Source organism: Caulobacter segnis (assembly GCF_019931575.1).
Taxonomy (GTDB): Bacteria; Pseudomonadota; Alphaproteobacteria; order Caulobacterales; family Caulobacteraceae; genus Caulobacter; species Caulobacter segnis_C.
Genome location: NZ_CP082923.1, coordinates 4,711,962 through 4,729,852, shown reverse-complemented (window position 1 = coordinate 4,729,852; position 17,891 = coordinate 4,711,962). Strand labels below are relative to the sequence as shown.

Below are 17,891 nucleotides of genomic sequence, written 5' to 3'. Positions count from 1 at the left end.
GCCAAACCCGAACAGCAGAGGGGGGCGGCCGGAATCTCTCAGGTCCAAGGGACAGCGGGGGCGCGACCAACCGGCGGATGCCGGTCGTCTCGCCGATCCCGTTTGGAGCCCTTCAGTGTCCGAAGACCTCAAAAAAACCCCGCTGTACGACGCCCACGTGGCGGCCGGCGCCCGCATGGTGCCGTTCGCCGGCTATTCGATGCCGGTGCAGTACAAGGACGGGGTGCTGAAAGAGCACCTCTGGACGCGCGAGCACGCCGGCCTGTTCGACGTCTCGCACATGGGCCAGGCGCGCCTGCGTGGTGACAATCCCGCCAAGAGCTTCGAAAAGGTCGTCTCGGCCGACTACCAGGGCCTGAAGCCCGGCAAGCAGCGCTACGGCGTGCTGCTGAACGCGCAGGGCGGGATCATCGACGACCTGATGACCGCGCGTCCTGACGACGACGGCCTGTTCGTGGTGGTCAACGGCGCCTGCAAGGACAACGACTACAAGATCATCGCCGAGACCCTGGCCGGCGAGGCCACGGTGACCCGCCTCGAGGACCGCGCGCTGCTGGCGCTGCAAGGTCCGGAGGCCGCCGCCGTGCTGGCCGCCCACGTACCGGAAGCCGCCGGCATGGTGTTCATGGACACCGTCGCCCTGACCGCGTTCGGCGTCGACGCCATCCTCTCGCGCTCGGGCTACACCGGCGAGGACGGCTACGAGATCTCGGTTCCGGCCGACGCCGCCGAGCGGGTGTGGAACACCCTGCTGGCCGACGAACGCGTCAAGCCGATCGGCCTGGGCGCCCGCGACAGCCTGCGCCTGGAGGCGGGTCTGCCGCTGTACGGCCACGACCTGGACGAGACCGTCTCGCCGATCGAGGCCGGCCTGAACTTCGCCGTCGGCAAGTCGCGCCGCGAGGCCGGCGACTATCTGGGCGCGGGCCGGATCGGCAAGGAGCTGGCCGGTGAGCTGTCGCGCGTCCGCGTGAACCTGAAGGTGCTGGAAGGCGCTCCGGCCCGCGAAGGCACCGAGATCGCCGACGAGACCGGCAATGTGATCGGCAAGGTGACCAGCGGCGGCTTCGCCCCCAGCCTGGGCTTCCCGATCGCCATCGGTTTCGCGCCGCCGGCTTTCGCCGCGGTAGGGACCAAGTTGAAAGTCATCGTTCGCGGGAAAGCGGCCGCCGCCGAGGTCGTGGCGACGCCGTTCGTTCCCAATCGTTACGTCCGCAAACTCTAATCAAGGGCCGACAGAGATGCGTTTCACCAAAGATCATGAATGGGTCATCGTCCAAGGCGACGTGGCCACCGTCGGCATCAGCGCCTACGCCGCCGAGCAGTTGGGCGACGTCGTGTTCGTCGAAGTCCCGGAAGCGGGCAAGGTCGTGAAGCAGGGCGAGGGCCTGGCCGTCGTCGAAAGCGTCAAGGCCGCCTCGGACGTCTACGCGCCGGTGTCCGGCGAAGTGATCGAAGGCAACGCCGAGCTCGGCGACGCTCCGGAAACCGTCAACGCCCTGCCGGAAAGCGGCGGCTGGTTCGCCAAGATCAAGCTGTCGAACCCGGCCGAGGTCGACGCCCTGATGGACCGCGACGCGTACGAAGCGTTCCTGAGCACGCTGTAAAATCCTGTCATCCCGGCCAAGCGCGCAGCGCGTGGAGCCGGGACTTCTCGCGAAAGCAGACCATGCGTTACCTCCCCCTGACCCCCGAAGACCGCGTCGAGATGCTCGGCGCGATCGGCGTGAAGTCGATCGACGACCTCTTCGTCGACGTGCCGGCCTCGGCCCGCCGCGACGGAACCGTCGACCTGCCGCTGCATGCCGGCGAACTCGAAGTCGAGCGCGAGATGGCGGGCCTGGCCCGTCGCAACCGCGCCGCAGGGGAGGGACCGTTCTTCTGCGGGGCCGGCGCCTATCGCCACCACGTGCCGGCCACGGTCGACCACATCATCCAGCGGTCGGAATTCCTGACCAGCTACACGCCCTACCAGCCGGAAATCGCCCAGGGCACGCTTCAGGTCCTGTTCGAGTTCCAGACCCAGGTCGCGGCCCTGACCGGCATGGAGGTGGCCAACGCCTCGCTGTATGACGGTTCGACCGGCGCGGCCGAGGCCGTGATGATGGCCCAGCGCGTCACCCGCCGGAACAAGGCGGTGATGTCGGGCGGCGTCCACCCGCACTATGTCGAGACCATCGAGACCCTGGCCCACGCGGCCGGCGTCACGACGGAGGCCCTGGCCCCGGCCATCGACGCCGAGGACGCGGTGATCGCCGCCATCGACGCCGACACCGCCTGCGTCGTCGTCCAGACCCCGAACGTGTTCGGTACGGTCACCGACGTCACCAAGATCGCCGAGGCGGCCCACGCCGCCGGCGCGCTGCTGATCGTCGTGACGACCGAAGCCGTCTCGTACGGCCTCTTGAAGTCGCCCGGCGAGATGGGCGCCGACATCGCCGTGGCCGAGGGCCAGTCGATCGGCAATGGCCTGAACTTCGGCGGCCCCTATGTCGGCCTCTTCGCCTGCAAGGAAAAGTTCGTCCGCCAGATGCCGGGCCGCCTGTGCGGCGAGACCGTCGACGCCGACGGCAAGCGCGGCTTCGTGCTGACCCTGTCGACCCGCGAGCAGCACATCCGCCGCGACAAGGCGACCTCGAACATCTGCACCAACAGCGGACTGTGCGCCCTGGCCTTCTCGATCCATATGAGCCTGCTGGGCGAGACGGGCCTGCGCCAGCTGGCCGCCCTGAACCATCAGAAGGCGCTCGCCCTGCGCGACGCCCTGGCGGCGGTGCCGGGCGTCGAGATTCTGACCCCGCGCTTCTTCAACGAGTTCGCCATCAAGGTTCCGGGCGACGCCGCCGACATGGTGGAAGCCCTGGCCGGCCACGGCGTCATCGCCGGCGTGCCGTTCTCGCGCCTAGACGCCGGCGCGGGCCTGGACGACGTGCTGCTGGTCGCGGCCACCGAGACCACGCTCGACATCGATATTCCCTTCTTCGCCAAGCTGCTGACCAAGGTGGTGGGCCAATGAGCATGAACAACGTCGGCCGCCCCACGCGCCCCGAAGCCGCTAATGACGCCCCCGCCGGGCACGAGACCCTGAGCGGTGGTCGCGGCCTGCTGCAGGACGAGGCCCTGATCTTCGAACTGGACGGCTGGAACAAGACCGGCGTCGACCTGCCTAAGGCCGCCGCCCCGTCGGCCGACCTGGCCGGCCTGCTGCGGTCCGAGCCGATCGGCCTGCCGGGCCTGTCAGAGCCTGAAGCCGTCCGCCACTACGTGCGCCTCAGCCAAAAGAACCACGCCATCGACCTGGCGCTGTATCCGCTGGGTTCGTGCACGATGAAGCACAACCCGCGCCTGAACGAGAAGATGGCGCGCCTGCCGGGCTTCTCGGACATCCACCCGCTGCAGCCGCAGTCGACCGTGCAGGGCGCCCTGCAGCTGATGGACCGCCTGGCCCACTGGCTGAAGACCCTGACCGGCATGCCCGCCGTCGCCCTGTCGCCCAAGGCCGGCGCCCATGGCGAGCTGTGCGGCCTGCTGGCCATCCGCGCCGCCCACGAGGCGGCCGGCAACGGCCACCGCAAGACCGTCCTGGCCCCGACCAGCGCCCACGGCACCAACCCGGCCACGGCGGCCTTCGTCGGCTACACCGTCGTCGAGATCGCCCAGACGGAAGACGGTCGCGTCGACCTGGCGGACCTGGAGTCCAAGCTCGGCGACCACGTGGCCGCCATCATGGTCACCAACCCCAACACCTGCGGCCTGTTCGAGCGCGACGTCGTCGAGATCGCCCGCCTGACCCACGCGGCCGGGGCCTACTTCTACTGCGACGGCGCCAACTTCAACGCCATCGTCGGCCGGGTGCGCCCGGGCGACCTGGGCGTCGACGCCATGCACATCAACCTGCACAAGACCTTCTCGACGCCCCACGGCGGCGGCGGTCCGGGCGCGGGTCCGGTGGTGCTCAGCGAGGCCCTGGCGGCCTTCGCCCCGACGCCCTGGCTGGTGCACGGCCACGACGGCTTCTCGATGGTCGAGCACGCCGGCGAGGAGGGGGCCAGAACCGCCTTCGGCCGCATGAGCGCCTTCCACGGCCAGATGGGCATGTACGTCCGCGCCTACGCCTACATGCTGAGCCACGGGGCCGACGGCCTGCGCCAGGTGGCCGAGGACGCCGTCCTCAACGCCAACTACGTCAAGGCCCGCCTGAAGGACGTGATGAGCCCGGCTTTCCCGGAAGGGCCGTGCATGCACGAGGCCCTGTTCGACGACAGCTGGCTGGAAGGCACCGGGGTGACCACGCTCGACTTCGCCAAGGCGATGATCGACGAGGGCTTCCACCCGATGACCATGTATTTCCCGCTGGTCGTCCACGGCGCCATGCTGATCGAGCCGACCGAAACCGAGTCCAAGCAGGAATTGGATCGCTTCATCGAAGCCCTCCGCCTGCTGGCCGGCGCGGCGAAAGCCGGCGAGACGGAGCGCTTCAAGGGCGCGCCGTTCCACGCTCCGCTGCGACGCCTTGATGAGACTCAAGCGGCCCGCAAGCCTCGGTTGAGGTGGAAACCTGTGGCCGCGGCGCCACTAGCGGCTGAATAGCATTTTCAATACCCCCCTTGCGACGGAAGGGCGCCTTTACGGCGCCCTTATCCCTCCACATATCGGGGGTGCGCGTCGGGGCTGGCTGGCTTTCCCAGGGAGCAGGCGAAGCGCAAGCCCGTTTTGTCCTCCCATGACTGCTCTCGCCCTCGCCATGCCGCGCGCCCACAGATCCGCCGATGACCTCGCCCGTGAGTTCATCGCGCGATTCCTGCGTATCGCGCTGGTGACGCTCGGCCTGCTGCTGATCGCGGCCGGGGCCTTGATCGCGCCGCTGCCCGGCCCGATGGGCCTGCCGCTGACCGTGGTCGGCCTGATGCTGGTGCTGCGCAACTCGTTCAAGGCCCGCAAGCAGTTCGTCCGCTTCCAGCACGCCCACCCCAAGCTGATCTTCCCGCTGCGTCGCCTGCTGCGCCGCGAGCCCGAGGTCGTGCTGGTGGCCTGGCAGCAAGCCCTGCGCATCGAGCGCCTGATCGTGCCGCGCAAGTGGCGGGTCGCCGTCCGCTGGCGCAAGTCGCTCAAGCGCCGCCCCGTGAAGCAAGCCGGTCGGTGAACGCGACCGTCTCCACCATCGACATCAAGCACAGGGTTCGTCGCCGCGCGCGGCTGGCCCTGCTGCTGCGCGAATCCGCGGCCCGCGCCTTTCGCTGGATCGCCATCGGCTTCGGCGCGCTGGTGATCCTGGCCGGCGCGGTGCTGACGCCGCTGCCCGGCCACGTGGGCCTGCCGCTGCTGGTCATCGGACTGATGATCGTGCTGCGCTATTCGTTCCAGGCCCGGAAGACCTTCATCCGCTGGCAGCGCCGCCACCCCAAGCTGGTCTTCCCGATCCGCCGCCTGATGCGCCGCGAGCCCGAGGTGCTGCTGGTCGTCTGGCAGCAGATGCTCCGTACCGAGAAGCTGGTCCTGCGCAAGGCCCGCTGGCGGCTGCTGAAGAAGACGCGCAAGCAGGTGAAGCGCTACGTCGCGCGGAAGATGGCCAAGCAGGGCTGACCGGCCTCCGCCCGCCAAGATCGTCCTGAACCCATCAGGCCCATGGGGATTGTAGCAGGGGCGCGCCGCGCTCCATCACCCCCCAGGACAAGCCATGCGTTTCGACGTCGAAGCCTCGTTGACCTACGACTTCGCCAACCCGTGCGAGGTGCTGCTGCTCGTCGAGGCGGCGCACGGGCCCGACCAGATCGTGGGGCTGGAGGCCCTGACCTTCTGGCCCAATGTCGACGCCGTCCGGGTCGACGATCCCGTGACGTTCGAGCGTCGGACGGTCTTCACGGCCTCGGGGCGGATCAACGCGCTCTATCGGGCTCAGGTCGACATCATGTCCCGCGCTCAGGACATGTCCCAGGCGCCGGCGATGGCGATCCGCGACCTGCCCAGCGACGTGCTGCCGTTCCTGCGGGCCAGCCGCTACAGCCCGTCCGACCGGCTGGAGCGCTTCGCCCGCCATGAATTCGGCGAGCTGCAGGGGGGGCGGCGGGTGATGGCGATCCTGGCCTGGATCGCCGAGAACGTGAACTATCGCGCCGGGGTCAGCGACGCGGGCACGACGGCGGTCGACACCCTGATCGACCGGGCCGGCGTCTGTCGCGACTTCACTCATCTGGTCATCGGCCTGTGCCGGGCCGCCGACATCCCCGCCCGAGCGGTCAGCGCCTATGCCTGGCGGCTGGAGCCGCCGGACCTGCACGCCATCGCCGAGGTCTATTTGGGCGGCCGCTGGTGGCTGGTCGACGCCACGGGCCTGGCGCCGGTCGACGGGCTGGTCCGGGTCGCCACCGGCCGCGACGCCGCCGACATCGCCTTCATGACCATCTTCGGCGAGGCGATGCTGGTCGAGCAGAGCTTCTCGATCAAGGCGGTCGCGTAGCGATTTACGATCGGCGGCGGGCGCCCCATCCTGCCGTCGCATGCAGTTGATCAGTTTGCCCGTCTCGCCCTTCGCCGCGCGCGTCCGGATCGCCATCCGGGCCAAGGACCTCGCCGTCGAGATCGTCCCGCCGCCACCGGGCTGGCCGCACGACCGGGGCTTTCGCGACATCAGCCCGACGGGGCGCGTGCCTGTCCTCATCCTCGACGACGGCGAGGTGGTGGGGGAGTCGGCGGTGATCCTGGAGTTTCTCGAGGAGATGTTTCCCGAGCGGCCGCTGCTGCCGAGCCATCCGCTCGATCGCGCCAGGGTGAGGACCCTGATCCGGCACGCCGACCTCTATCTGATGCCGCCGATGGCCGGCCTGGCTGGGCCATACGAGGATCGCGAGGGGCGCAAGCTGGTCGGACAGCTGGTCGACGCGCTGGAGGTCCTGGAGGGGCTTCTCGGCGATGAAGGCGAGGACCTGACTCTGGCCGACTGCGCCCTGGCCCCGGTGCTCTTCGCCGCCGAGGTCACCGGCCGGCGGCTGGGTCTCGATCTGGTCGGGAGCCTGCCCACCGTGGCCGCCTACCAGGCGCGGATCGGCGAGGACGAGCGCGTGGCCGCCGTACTGACCGAGATGAGCGAAGGCTTACGGACGCTGGTCCAAGCGACCTGATGGCCCAAGAAAAAGGGCGCGGACCTCGCGATCCGCGCCCTCTTTGCCTTGTGCCTGGGACCCGCCGCTATTGCAGCTTGGCGCCCAGCTGGCCGATCGCCGCGTCGGCGAGCGGGTCGCTCTTGGCGCCGGCCAGACGGGCCGTCAGGACCGTCTCGGCGGCCTGGGCGGCCAGGTCGACCGCGGCGGCCTTCACGTCGGCGGCGGCTTGCGCCTCGGCCTGGGCGATCTTGCGTTCGGCCATCTCGGCGCGGCGCTTGATCTGCTCCTCGAGCTTTTCCTTGGCTTCCTCGGCCAGACGCTTGGCGTCGGCCTTGGCGGCTTCCAGCATGCCCGTCGCCTGGCGCTCGGCTTCCTCGCGCTGGGCCTTCACGTCCGCGAGCAGGGCCTGGGCCTCTTCACGCAGTTGCTGGGCTTCGTCGAGCTCGGCCTTGATCTTGGCGGCGTAGCCGTCCAGCGCGCCGAACAGCGCGCCCGGCAGGACCTTCAGGAAGACCAGCAGGCCGAAGAAGATCACCAGGGCGACCAGAACCCAGAATTCCGGGTTCGAGAAGCTGAGCAGGGATTCGTGTTCCATCTTCAGCTCCTTAGGCGAGGGCCGACTTCAGCTCGGCGGCCGTGGCCGCCTTGCCCGTCAGCTTCTCGACGATCGCGCCGGCCGTCTCTTCGGCGACCACGCGGACCTGGCCCATGGCCTTGTCGCGGGCGACCTGGATCGAAGCCTCGGCCGCGGCCAGCTTCTCGGCCAGGACGGCCTCTTCCTTGGCCTGACGCTCGGCGGCTTCGGCCGAAGCCTTGGCCTTGGCGTCCGCCGCGGTCTTCTGGGCCTTGGCGCGAGCCTCGGCGACCTCGGCGGCGGCCGCGCGGGCCTGGGCCTCGGCCTCGTCCTTCATGCGACGGGCGTCGGCGATGTCGCCGGCGATCTTGCCGCCGCGCTCGTCGATCGCGCCGCTGACGCGGGGCAGCAGCACCTTCGACAGCACCCCGTAGAGAACGGCGAAGATGAGCAGCAACCAGACGATCTGGCCGCCCCAGTGCTCGAACTGCAGCTGCGGGAGACCGCCGCCGCCTTCGTGGCCCTGAGGGGCTTCCGTCGTCTCGGTCGTGCCGTGATGTTCCGTCGCCATGGGCGAAGGCGCCTCTCAGCTAGAGCGCTCTCAGGGGGACCAAGCCGGCCCGCGTCCCGAAAGCGCGAGAAAACAAAAGCATGGAGCGCGTCGCTTCCGATGAAGCGCCGCGCTCCAGGGATCGGATTACGAGAACAGGATCAGGAAGGCGATGACCAGGGCGAAGATGCCCAGGGCTTCCGTCAGGGCCATGCCCAGGAACAGCATCGGGCGCTCTTGAGCGGCGGCCGTCGGGTTGCGCAGGGCGCCTTGGAAGTAGTTGCCGAACATCACGCCCAGGCCAACGCCCGCGCCGATCATGCCGAGCATGGCCAGGCCAGCGCCGATGTACTTAGCTGCAGCAGCGTCCATGATTGAGACTCCTTGGAAGGGTATTTGTTGGAAAGACTAAAGGTTGATCAGTGGCTGTCGAGGTGCACGACGTCGTTGAGATAGACGCAGGTGAGCACCGCGAACACGAAGGCCTGCAGGAAGGCCACCATGAACTCGAGGGCCGTCAGGGCGACGACCGAGGTCAGGGCCAGGGCCGAACCGGCCCAGCCCAGCACGCCGAGACCGCCCAGGGCGATCACGAAGCCGGCGAAGATCTTCAGCACCACGTGGCCGCCCAGCATGTTGCCGAACAGACGAAGGCCCAGGGTGATCGGACGGATCAGGAACGACAGGATCTCGATCGGCACCAGCAGGATGTACAGCACGGGGGGCACGCCCGACGGCGCGAACAGCTTGAAGAACTTCAGGCCGTTCTTGGCGAAGCCGACGGCGACCACGGTCAGGATGACCATCAGGCCCAGCGTGAGGGTCACGGCCAGCTGCGAGGTCGAGGTGAACACCAGGAACATGCCCTGCATGTTCATGAACAGCACGAACGAGAACAGCGTGAAGATGAACGGCAGGTACTTCTTGCCGTCATGGCCGATGATCGACTCGGCGAGCCCGTCGACCAGTCCGTAGAGCATCTCGCCCACCGACTGCAGGCGGCCCGGGATCACGGCCTTGCGGGCCGCCAGGCTGTAGAACGTGATGACCAGCAGCGCGGCCAGCAGCATCGCGAACACCGAGTTCGTGATCGACAGGTCGATAGCGCCGAGGCCGGGAACGGTCACGGTGGGCAGTTCCACGATCTTCTTGATCTGGAACTGGTGCATCGGATCGGCCATCGGCCCTAGTCTCTCTTCTGCTTGGGGACGGTTGGCCCGTCTCCCGTGTCTCCGTCGGCATTCCCTTGTGGGGACGGCGCCGACGCCTGCGCGCTCAGTTTCATCGCCTTGCGGACGATGGAGAAAATCGCGAGCCCCAGGCCGATCAGCAGACCGCCGACCATGCCCCAGGGGCTCGTGTGGACGTAGCGGTCGAGCAGCCAGCCGAAGCCGAGACCCACCAGTACGCCCCCAATCAGGTCCGCCAGGAGGCGGTAGCCGTCCTGGTTGGCCCTTTCGGACTCCGCCTTGGCGGGTCTTTCCGCCGCCTTCTTCGCCTCAAATGCGTCGAGCCGAGCGTCGAGGCTTTGCAGGGCCTTGTCGTTCGGTTCGTCGGCCTTGGGCATGGGAAGCGGCAGGTCCGAAAACGCCCGCGGACGCGCCAAAACAAGGCGCTTTTCCGGCCGGCTTGATCGGCGCGGAACCTATAGACCTCGCCTCGGTGCGTCAAGGTGACCGCATCGTGCGTCAAGTGGCCGGAATACTTAAGGATTTCGCCGCCGGCTTCGCGGAAGGGCAAAACCATCCCCAATCCGGACGGATTAACGGGGCAGACGCGTCTACCGAAACGGCGGAACGGTTCCTATGTGGAGCGTGCTCTTTCGGCGTCACCCCCAATAGGCAAGGGGCGACGGACCCGATGACGCATTGATTTTTGCGCCGATCTGGGGTTTAGAGCCGCCGCCTCCAAACAACACGAAGATTCATGTCGCACCTGAAGAACACCGGATTCGCCGATCGTATTTCCGCTCAGCAAGAGGCCAAGAAGGCCATGCTGGCAAAGTTCAAGGCCAAGCCGACCGTCCAGGACCCCGATTTCGACAAGCGTGAAGAACAACGCGCCGCCGAACTCGAAGCCGTCCGCGCCGCCCGCGCCGAAGCCAAGGAAAAGGCTCGTCTCGAAGCCCTGGCTCGCGAAGAAGAGCTGATGGCCGCCAAGCGCGCCGAGCGGAAGGAGCGCAAGGCGATCGAAGCCGCCGAAATGCGCGTCCGCAAGGAAGAGAAGGCCAAGGAACGCGACGAGCTTCGCGCCCTGGGCAAGACGACCAACAGCAAGCAGTCCCGCGCCCAACAATGGGGCCACCTGCTGGGCTAAAGATCAGAAGGGGTCCTTCGGGGCCCCTTTTTGTTTGCCCGTCTTGGTTTCCTGCGCCAGCAGGCTTTGCAAGCCGGGGCGAACGGGATCATGAGCCGCTGATGGTTCATCTCGACGTCCTTGCCAGCCTGTTCGTGGTCGCCGCTCTCGCCGGCGCGCTCGACGCCATCGCCGGCGGCGGCGGCCTCGTGACCCTGCCCGCCCTGTTGCTGGCCGGCCTGTCGCCGGTCCAGGCCCTGGGCACCAACAAGCTGCAGGGGGCGATCAGCGCGATCTCCTCGACCAGCGCCTTCGCCCGGCGCGGCCTGATCGACTGGAAGACCGCCCTGCCGGTCGCCGGCGCGGCCGCGGTCGCCGGGCTGTGCGGCGCGCTCTGCGCCAGCCTGCTGTCGCCGCAGCTGCTGCGGGCGATCGTGCCCGTGCTGCTGATCGCCATCGCCCTCTACTTCGGCTTCTCGCGGGCCCTCAAGACCGAGGACGTCGCCCCGCGCATGGCGCTGGTCCCGTTCGCCTGTTTCGTCGCGCCGCTGGTCGGCTTCTACGACGGCATCTTCGGGCCGGGCGCGGGCGCCTTCTACATGGTCGCGATCGTCACCCTGCTGGGCTACGGGGTGCTGAAGGCCACCGCCCACACCAAGCTTGCCAACGCCGCCAGCAACCTGGGCAGCCTCGCCCTGTTCATCCTCAAGGGCGTGGTCGTCTGGCCGGTGGGCCTGGCCATGGCGGCCGGTGCGTTCATCGGCGCCCAGGTCGGCTCGCGCCTGGCCATGCGCTTCGGGCCCAAGCTGATCCGGCCGCTGCTGGTGGTGATCTCCTGCGCCATGGCCGTGAAGCTGCTGGCCGATCCGGCCAATCCCATCCGCCAGGCTGCCCTAGGAATATTTGGCGGGTTCTAGGCCGCGACCAGCTTCTCGGCCGTGCTCAGGTCGACGCTGACCAGCTGGCTGACGCCGCGCTCGGCCATGGTCACCCCGAACAGGCGGTCCATCCGGCTCATGGTCACCGGGTTGTGGGTGATGGCGATGAAGCGGGTCTGGGTCCGCCGGCGCATCTCGTCCAGCATGTTGCAGTAGCGGTCGACATTGGCGTCATCCAGCGGCGCGTCGACTTCGTCCAGCACGCAGATCGGGGCCGGATTGGCCAGGAAGACGCCGAAGATCAGGGCGCTGGCGGTCAGGGCCTGCTCGCCGCCGCTCATCAGGCTCATGCTGGCCATGCGCTTGCCGGGCGGGCAGGCGAAGATCTCCAGGCCCGCCTCCAGCGGATCGTCGCTCTCGATCAGCTTCAGCTCGGCTTGGCCGCCGCCGAACAGGGCCTGGAAGAGCGTCTGGAAATTGGCGTTGATCACGTCGAAGGCGGCCAGCAGGCGCTCGCGACCCTCGGCGTTCAGCTCCTCGATGCCGGCCCGCAGCTTGGTCACCGCGCCCGACAGGTCGGCGCGCTCGGTGCGCATGGTCTCCAGGCGTCCGGCATATTCCTGGGCCTCTTCCTCGGCGCGCAGGTTCACCGGGCCGATGGCGTCGCGTTCTCTTTCGAGAGCAAACAGGTGAGCTTCCACCCCGGCGGCGTCCTTCGGGACGGCCACGGCCTCGCCGGCGACGTGGCGGCCCAGTTCCTCGGGCTCCATGCGCGCCTGCTCGCGGATGGCCGAGGCCACCTCGCCGAAGCGCTGGCGGGCGCCGTCCAGGTGGGCGACCAGGGCCGCGCGCTTTTCGCGGGCCTCGCCCGCCGCCTGTTCGGCCGCGCGGGCGGCGCGGTCGGCGGTCAGGCGCGTGGTCTCGGCCGTCTCCAGGGCGTCGCTGGCCTTGGCGCGGCGCGCTTCGGCGGCGGCGAATTCGTCCAGCAGCACGACCAGCCTTTCCCGCAGGACGGCCGGCGCCTCGCGGGCGGCCTCCAGGGCGGCGGCGGCCTTCACGCGGTCGCCGTCCAGGGACTCGGTGCGCTTGCCGGCGGTCTCGGCCCGCCTGGCCCAGTCGTCGCGATCGCGCTCCAGGCTCTCCAGGCGGCGCTGGCGGCCGGCGCGTTCGCGGGTCTCGACGTCCAGGGCGGTGCGGGCGGCGCTGGCGGCTTCGCGGGCCTGGGCCGAGGCCTGGCGCGCCTCCGCGAGCTGGGGCTGAAGGTCGCCCGAGGTCTGGGCGGCGGCATGGGCTTCGCGGGCGGCGGCCAGGGCGGCGTCGGACTCGACCTTCTCGGCCTCGAAGCGGGCGATGGTGTCGTCCAGCGATTGCGCTCGCGCAGCCCTCATCGCCTGCTCGCGCTCGAACTTTGCCACCTGCTCGCGGGCGCTGCTGAGCAGACGCTCGGCGTCGGGCGGGCCTCGGCGCTTGTCGCGCAGCAGGTCCTCGACGGCGCGCATGCGGTCGGCGGCGGTCTTCAGGGCGGCGGCGGCGGCCTCGGCGCGTGGGGCCATGACGTCGATCTCGGCCTCGACCTCGGCCAGGCGGGTGCGCTGCTCCAGTCGCACGGCGGCGGGCTTGGGGGCATCGGCGCGGGCCACGAAGCCGTCCCAGCGCCAGAGGTCGCCCTCCTTGGACACCAGCCGCATGCCGGGCTTCAGCGCGGCCTGCAGCCGGTCGCCGTCGGCGCGGGCAACGACGGCCACGTGCGACAGGCGGGCGGCCAGCGCGGGCGGCGCCTTGACCAGCGGGGCCAGGGGCTGGGCGGCCTCCGGCCAGGTCGGGACGGGCGCGTCGGCGCCGCCCCAGTAGGACGGCGCCTTGGCGTCCAGCGCCGCGTCCAGGTCGTCGCCCAGCGCCGCCGCCAGGGCGGCGCCGTAGCCCTTGTCGGGCGCGACGCTGTCCAGGGCCGGGGCGTGGCCGCTCTTGCTGCGCGGTGCGGTCAGTTGCGCCAGGCCTCGGGCTTCCGTACGCAGGCGGCCCAGCTGGTCCTCGACATTGCGCGCCAGCTGGCGGGCCTGGGCCTCCTGCTCGGCGGCCTTGACGCGCTCGGCCTCGGCCTCTTCCAGCGCCGCGCGGGCGGCGGCCAGGGCGGCCTCGGCGTTGGCGAAGCGCTGGCGGGCGTCGGCGGCGGCCGGGTCGACCTCGGGACCGACGGCGGCCCGCTCGGCCTTGGCCTGGTCGAGGGCGCGGTTGGTGCGGTTGGCGCGGGCCTCGGCCTCGGACAGGCGGGTGGCGGCGGCGCGGCCTTGGGCCTCCTCGGCGGCCACGCGGGCGGCCAGCTGCTCGACCTGCGTCTCGGCGGCGGCGCGGGCGGCCTCGGCGGCCTTGGCGGCGGCTTCCAGCTCAGGACCCCGCTCCGGCGCGGCGGCGACCAGGGCGCGGACCTCCGCGAGCTCGGCGTCGATGCGGGTCAGGGCGGCGGCGGCGTCTTCCTTGGCCTGGCGCTCGCGGGCCAGGTCGGCGTCGATGCGGGCCAGGTCGTTCTTCAGCCGCTCGAACTCGGCGGCGGCCGCCTCGGCCTCGCGTTCGGCGCGGTCCTTCTGGATGGCCAGCTGGCCCAGGATGGCCTGGGCGATGGTCGCCTCCTCGCGCAGGGGCGGCATGGCGGCCTCGGCCTCGGTGATCGCCACCTGGGCCGCGGCGCTGGCGCGGGCGGTCTCCTCGACCAGGCGGGCGGCCTCGGTGGCCTCGCGCTGGGTGCGCTCCAGGGTGTCGCGGGCCTCGGTCCAGCGGGCGTAGAGCACGGCCCCCTGCACGGCGCGGATCTCGGACGACAGGCGCTTGTACTTCTCGGCCTGGCGGGCTTCGCGGCGCAGGCGGTTCAGGGCGGTTTCAAGTTCTCGGGCCACGTCTTCCAGACGGGAAAGATTGGCCTCGGCGGCGCGCAGGCGCAGCTCGGCCTCGTGGCGGCGGGTGTGCAGGCCCGAGACCCCGGCGGCCTCTTCCAGGATGCGGCGGCGGTTCTGCGGCTTGGCGCCGATCAGCTCGCTGATCTGGCCCTGACGGACCAGGGCCGGCGAGTTGGCGCCCGTCGAGGCGTCGGCGAACAACAGCTGGACGTCGCGGGCCCGCACTTCGCGGCCGTTGATCTTGTAGGTCGAGCCGGCGCCGCGATCGATGCGGCGCACGACCTCCAGCACCGGATCGTCGTTGAACTGGGCCGGCGCGGTGCGGTCGGCGTTGTCGATGGTCAGGGCGACGTCGGCGTGGTTGCGCGGCGGGCGCGCGCCGCTGCCGGCGAAGATCACGTCGTCCATGCCCCCGGCCCGCATGGCCTTGGCCGAGTTGGCCCCCATCACCCAGCGCAGGGCTTCCAGCAGGTTGGACTTTCCGCAGCCGTTCGGGCCGACGATGCCCGTCAGCCCGGGCTCGATCCGGAACTCGGTCGGTTCGACGAAGGACTTGAAGCCCGAGAGGCGGAGGCGCTGGAACTGCACGGAGGCGGTCCCCTCGGTCCTTTAGCCCTTCGCCGCGGTGGCGAAGGCCTTGGACATGGCGGCGAAGTCGATCTCGCCGGTGATCGGCGCGCCGTTGACGAAGAAGGTCGGCGTGCCCTCGACGCCGTCGTCGATCGCCTTGGCGTTGCGGTCGTTGACCGCCTTCAGGGCGGCGGCGTCGTTCATGGCCGCCTTGAACTGGTCGGCGGTCAGTCCGTACTGCTTGGCGATCGCCTCCAGCCCTTCATAGAGCTGGCCGCTGTCGTAGATCTCTTTCTGCTTCTGGAAGACCGTGGTCAGCACGTCGAAGTATTTGCCCGGCACGCGGCGCGACAGGATGAAGCCGGCCGCCGCGAACTCTTCCGGCGGGGTCAGGAACTCGCGGAAGACCAGGCGCACCTTGCCGGTGTCGACATAGGCCTTGCGGACCTGCGGCTGCACGGTCGTCCACCAGTGGGCGCAGTGCGGACAGCTGGCCGAGGCGTAGACCACCAGCTGCACCGGCGCCTTGGGCGAGCCCAGCACCATCTCGCCGGGAACCGGCGGCAGCGTCGCGGCGCGCGCAGCCGAGGCGCTGGCCGCCACAGCCAGGCCGGAAACGATCAGCGCGCGCCGGTCCAGGGTCATTACTTCGAGGCTTCCGCGATGGCGGCGTCCAGCTGGGCCAGGGTGGCTTCGCCGCCTTCTTCGCCGCCGACCTTCTTGCCGTTGACGATGAAGGTGGGCGTGCCCTGGATCTTGTCGGCCTTCATCTGCTTTTCGATGCGCTCGGCCGACTTGGCGGCGTTCTCGTCGCTGAGGCAGCTGTTGAACTGGTCCTCGCTCATGCCGGCCGACCGGGCGATGATCAGCAGTTCGCCCCGGATGTCGCCGGTCTGGAAGATGCTGGTCTGGGCCTTGTAGAGGGCGTCGGTCACCTGGAAGTACTTATCCTTGCCGGCGCAGCGGGCCAGCATGGCGCCGGCGTTGGCCAGGGTCGGCTCGCCGGTCAGGGCCTCGCGGGCGACGTAGTTGATCTTGCCGGTGTCGATGTACTTGGCCTTGAAGGCCGGGAAGACCTCGGCGTTCCACTTGGCGCAGTGCGGGCAGGCGACCGAGGCGTACTCGACCACCGTGACCTTGGCGCTGGGGTTGCCCATGCTCATGTCCTCGGCGGTGACCTTGGCCCCCTTGGGACCGCAGGCGGCGAGGCTGGCCGCGAGGGCGGCGACGAGGGTGAGGCGGGTGATCAGCGAACGCATGAATTGGCCCTTCGGCGGTCGATTGGGAAGTTAAGCCCGATTCTCGCTAGGGCGTGAAAGAGGCGCAACCGTGACGGCTCAAGAGCTTGAGCGCGCCGCGCTTGTCAACCGGCTCAGCGCTCCGACTGCAGCACCCCGCGACCCAGCTTCAGCAGCGCCTGTTTCAGCTTGCCCTCGGGCTGCTCGGCCAGGCTGTCGGCCAACTGCTTCTCGAGGGCGGCGTCCAGCGGCGGCTTGCGGCGCGAACGCTGGGCGACCGGCGCGGCGGCGGCCTTCACGGGGCCCTGGACGATGCGCAGGCGGGTGACCACGCCCTTGCCCAGCAGCATGTCCAGGCGCGCGGTGATCTGCGGGGCCTGGTGCTGGATCAGCGAGGCGACCGGGCCGTCGACGCGCAGCTCCAGCGCGCCGCCCTCGCCGTTGCGGCCCTTGATGATGCGGACGGGCTCGGTGCGGCGGGCCAGGGTGTCGCCGACGATCTCGCGCCAGCGGGCCTGCAGGACGGCCGGGCCCTTGCCGAAGCGCTCCTCGAGCTCCTTCAGCAGCGGCGCCAGGTTCTTGCCGGCGGGCGGCGGCGAGCGGAACTGGGGGCGCGTACGCTTCTTGCGCAGGATCGCGAGGGCTTCTTCCGGCGTGGGCAGGGGGCGGCGCATGGACGAAGGCTAGCACGACGCCCGGTCTTCGCGGTAGGCGAGGGACATGAAAGCCAGTTCTCCTCCTGACCGGGAAGCGGTCCGCGCGGCCCTGCTGGCCTGGTACGACCGCCAGGCCCGCGACCTGGCCTGGCGCGTCTCGCCCGCCGACCGCCGCGCCGGCGTGCGCGGCGATCCCTACCGCGTCTGGCTGTCGGAGGTGATGCTGCAGCAGACCACCGTGCCGCACGCCACGCCCTATTTCATCGGCTTCACCCAGCGGTGGCCGACGGTGTCGGACCTGGCGGCCGTCGAGGACGGCGAGCTGATGGCCGCCTGGGCCGGGCTGGGCTACTACGCCCGGGCCCGCAACCTGCTGGCCTGCGCCCGCGCGGTGGCCGGCGAGCACGGCGGGGTGTTTCCGGACACCGAGGAGGGCCTGCGGGCCCTGCCGGGCGTAGGCGCCTACACCGCCGCCGCCGTCGCGGCCATCGCCTTCGACCGCGCCGCCAATGTGGTCGATGGCAATGTCGAGCGGGTGATGGCGCGGCTGTTCGCCGTCGAGACGCCGCTGCCCGACGCCAAGCCCGAGCTGAAGGCCCTGGCTGGCGAGCTGGTCGGCGACGAACGCCCCGGCGACTGGGCCCAGGCGCTGATGGACCTGGGGGCCACGGTCTGCAAGCCCAAGGCCCCGCTGTGCGACCGCTGCCCGATCGCGGCCTGGTGCGCAGCCTACGCCACGGGCGCGCCGGAGACCTATCCGAGAAAGACCAGGAAGGCCGATCGCCCCCGCCGCCACGGCGTCGCCTATGTCCTGACGCGCGGCGACGCGGTGGCCCTGGTCCGCCGCCCGCCCAAGGGGCTCCTGGGCGGCATGCTGGGCCTGCCGACCAGCGACTGGCGGGCCGAGCCGTTCTCGGACGCCGAAGCCGTGGTCGCCGCCCCGGTCCCGGCCCCCTGGCGCGACTTCGGGGCCGTGGAGCACGTCTTCACGCACTTCTCCCTGACCCTGCGGGTGTTCGTGGCGCGGGCGGACGAGGACCGCGCCGACTTCGTCTGGACCCCGCGCGAAGGGCTCTCCGCCCTGCCCAGCGTGTTCCTGAAGGCGGCGCGGGCGGCCGAGCGGCTGATCTGATAGGCAG

The 17,891-nt window shown here is 70.1% G+C and carries 20 protein-coding genes; 11 read left to right on the top strand and 9 right to left on the bottom strand.

Annotated features, from left to right (window positions below; translation table 11 throughout):
* Positions 1-115: 115 nt before the first annotated feature.
* The 8 genes from gcvT to K8940_RS21515 all read left to right on the top strand — a co-directional run bounded on the left by gcvT (position 116) and on the right by K8940_RS21515 (position 7,118).
* Positions 116-1,225, top strand: a complete 1,110-nt coding sequence (gene gcvT, locus K8940_RS21550) for a glycine cleavage system aminomethyltransferase GcvT (RefSeq protein ID WP_223392086.1) — start codon at positions 116-118, stop codon at positions 1,223-1,225.
* Positions 1,203-1,607 (top strand): glycine cleavage system protein GcvH, encoded by a 405-nt coding sequence (gene gcvH / locus K8940_RS21545; protein ID WP_263285800.1) that lies wholly within the window; start codon positions 1,203-1,205, stop codon positions 1,605-1,607. Before gcvT ends, gcvH begins: the two co-directional genes overlap by 23 nt.
* 62 nt (positions 1,608-1,669) lie before the next feature.
* Positions 1,670-3,016, top strand: coding sequence for an aminomethyl-transferring glycine dehydrogenase subunit GcvPA (gene gcvPA / locus K8940_RS21540; RefSeq protein ID WP_223392084.1), 1,347 nt, complete (start codon positions 1,670-1,672; stop codon positions 3,014-3,016).
* A complete protein-coding gene (gene gcvPB, locus K8940_RS21535) occupies positions 3,013-4,590 on the top strand; it encodes an aminomethyl-transferring glycine dehydrogenase subunit GcvPB (RefSeq protein ID WP_223392083.1) in 1,578 nt (525 codons plus the stop codon). The genes gcvPA and gcvPB overlap by 4 nt, the downstream gene beginning before the upstream one ends.
* A 133-nt stretch (positions 4,591-4,723) precedes the next feature.
* Complete coding sequence (locus K8940_RS21530) at positions 4,724-5,143, top strand: hypothetical protein (RefSeq protein WP_223392082.1); 420 nt, start codon at positions 4,724-4,726, stop codon at positions 5,141-5,143.
* Positions 5,140-5,583: a hypothetical protein gene (locus tag K8940_RS21525; RefSeq protein ID WP_223392081.1), complete on the top strand. Its 444-nt coding sequence runs from the start codon at positions 5,140-5,142 to the stop codon at positions 5,581-5,583. Before K8940_RS21530 ends, K8940_RS21525 begins: the two co-directional genes overlap by 4 nt.
* Before the next feature lie 94 nt (positions 5,584-5,677).
* A complete protein-coding gene (locus K8940_RS21520) occupies positions 5,678-6,457 on the top strand; it encodes a transglutaminase-like domain-containing protein (RefSeq protein ID WP_223392080.1) in 780 nt (259 codons plus the stop codon).
* A 40-nt stretch (positions 6,458-6,497) separates the two neighbouring features.
* A complete protein-coding gene (locus K8940_RS21515) occupies positions 6,498-7,118 on the top strand; it encodes a glutathione S-transferase family protein (protein WP_223392079.1) in 621 nt (206 codons plus the stop codon).
* 67 nt (positions 7,119-7,185) lie between these two features.
* On the opposite strand, the gene K8940_RS21510 is transcribed toward K8940_RS21515, so the two are convergent.
* From K8940_RS21510 to K8940_RS21490, 5 genes are all read right to left on the bottom strand, one after another.
* The gene (locus K8940_RS21510; protein ID WP_223392078.1) at positions 7,186-7,695 is read right to left on the bottom strand and encodes a F0F1 ATP synthase subunit B; all 510 of its coding nucleotides are present in this window, start codon (positions 7,693-7,695) and stop codon (positions 7,186-7,188) included.
* A 10-nt stretch (positions 7,696-7,705) separates the two neighbouring features.
* Complete coding sequence (locus K8940_RS21505) at positions 7,706-8,245, bottom strand: hypothetical protein (RefSeq protein ID WP_223392077.1); 540 nt, start codon at positions 8,243-8,245, stop codon at positions 7,706-7,708.
* Between the two features lie 126 nt (positions 8,246-8,371).
* On the bottom strand, positions 8,372-8,596 hold the full coding sequence (locus K8940_RS21500; protein WP_004615714.1) for a F0F1 ATP synthase subunit C: 225 nt from the start codon (positions 8,594-8,596) through the stop codon (positions 8,372-8,374).
* A 47-nt stretch (positions 8,597-8,643) separates the two neighbouring features.
* Positions 8,644-9,405, bottom strand: coding sequence for a F0F1 ATP synthase subunit A (locus K8940_RS21495; protein WP_223392076.1), 762 nt, complete (start codon positions 9,403-9,405; stop codon positions 8,644-8,646).
* 5 nt (positions 9,406-9,410) lie between these two features.
* A complete protein-coding gene (locus tag K8940_RS21490) occupies positions 9,411-9,791 on the bottom strand; it encodes an AtpZ/AtpI family protein (protein ID WP_223392075.1) in 381 nt (126 codons plus the stop codon).
* A 359-nt stretch (positions 9,792-10,150) separates the two neighbouring features.
* Here K8940_RS21490 and K8940_RS21485 point away from each other — a divergent pair, with 359 nt between their 5' ends.
* Together K8940_RS21485 and K8940_RS21480 are read left to right on the top strand one after the other, a co-directional pair.
* Positions 10,151-10,540 carry a DUF6481 family protein gene (locus K8940_RS21485; protein WP_223392074.1) on the top strand — a complete coding sequence of 130 codons (390 nt, stop codon included), beginning with the start codon at positions 10,151-10,153 and terminating at the stop codon, positions 10,538-10,540.
* 101 nt (positions 10,541-10,641) lie between these two features.
* Positions 10,642-11,436: a TSUP family transporter gene (locus tag K8940_RS21480; protein WP_223392073.1), complete on the top strand. Its 795-nt coding sequence runs from the start codon at positions 10,642-10,644 to the stop codon at positions 11,434-11,436.
* Here K8940_RS21480 and smc read toward each other — a convergent pair.
* The 4 genes from smc to K8940_RS21460 all read right to left on the bottom strand — a co-directional run bounded on the left by smc (position 11,433) and on the right by K8940_RS21460 (position 16,770).
* A complete protein-coding gene (gene smc, locus K8940_RS21475; protein ID WP_223392072.1) occupies positions 11,433-14,876 on the bottom strand; it encodes a chromosome segregation protein SMC in 3,444 nt (1,147 codons plus the stop codon). The genes K8940_RS21480 and smc overlap by 4 nt on opposite strands.
* Positions 14,877-14,897: 21 nt before the next feature.
* Positions 14,898-15,503, bottom strand: coding sequence for a thioredoxin domain-containing protein (locus tag K8940_RS21470; protein ID WP_223392071.1), 606 nt, complete (start codon positions 15,501-15,503; stop codon positions 14,898-14,900).
* Complete coding sequence (locus K8940_RS21465) at positions 15,503-16,117, bottom strand: DsbA family protein (protein ID WP_223392070.1); 615 nt, start codon at positions 16,115-16,117, stop codon at positions 15,503-15,505. The genes K8940_RS21470 and K8940_RS21465 overlap by 1 nt, the downstream gene beginning before the upstream one ends.
* Positions 16,118-16,230: 113 nt before the next feature.
* The gene (locus K8940_RS21460) at positions 16,231-16,770 is read right to left on the bottom strand and encodes a DUF721 domain-containing protein (RefSeq protein WP_223392069.1); all 540 of its coding nucleotides are present in this window, start codon (positions 16,768-16,770) and stop codon (positions 16,231-16,233) included.
* Positions 16,771-16,816: 46 nt separating this feature from the next.
* Here K8940_RS21460 and mutY point away from each other — a divergent pair, with 46 nt between their 5' ends.
* On the top strand, positions 16,817-17,884 hold the full coding sequence (gene mutY / locus K8940_RS21455) for an A/G-specific adenine glycosylase (protein WP_223392068.1): 1,068 nt from the start codon (positions 16,817-16,819) through the stop codon (positions 17,882-17,884).
* Positions 17,885-17,891 lie beyond the last annotated feature (7 nt).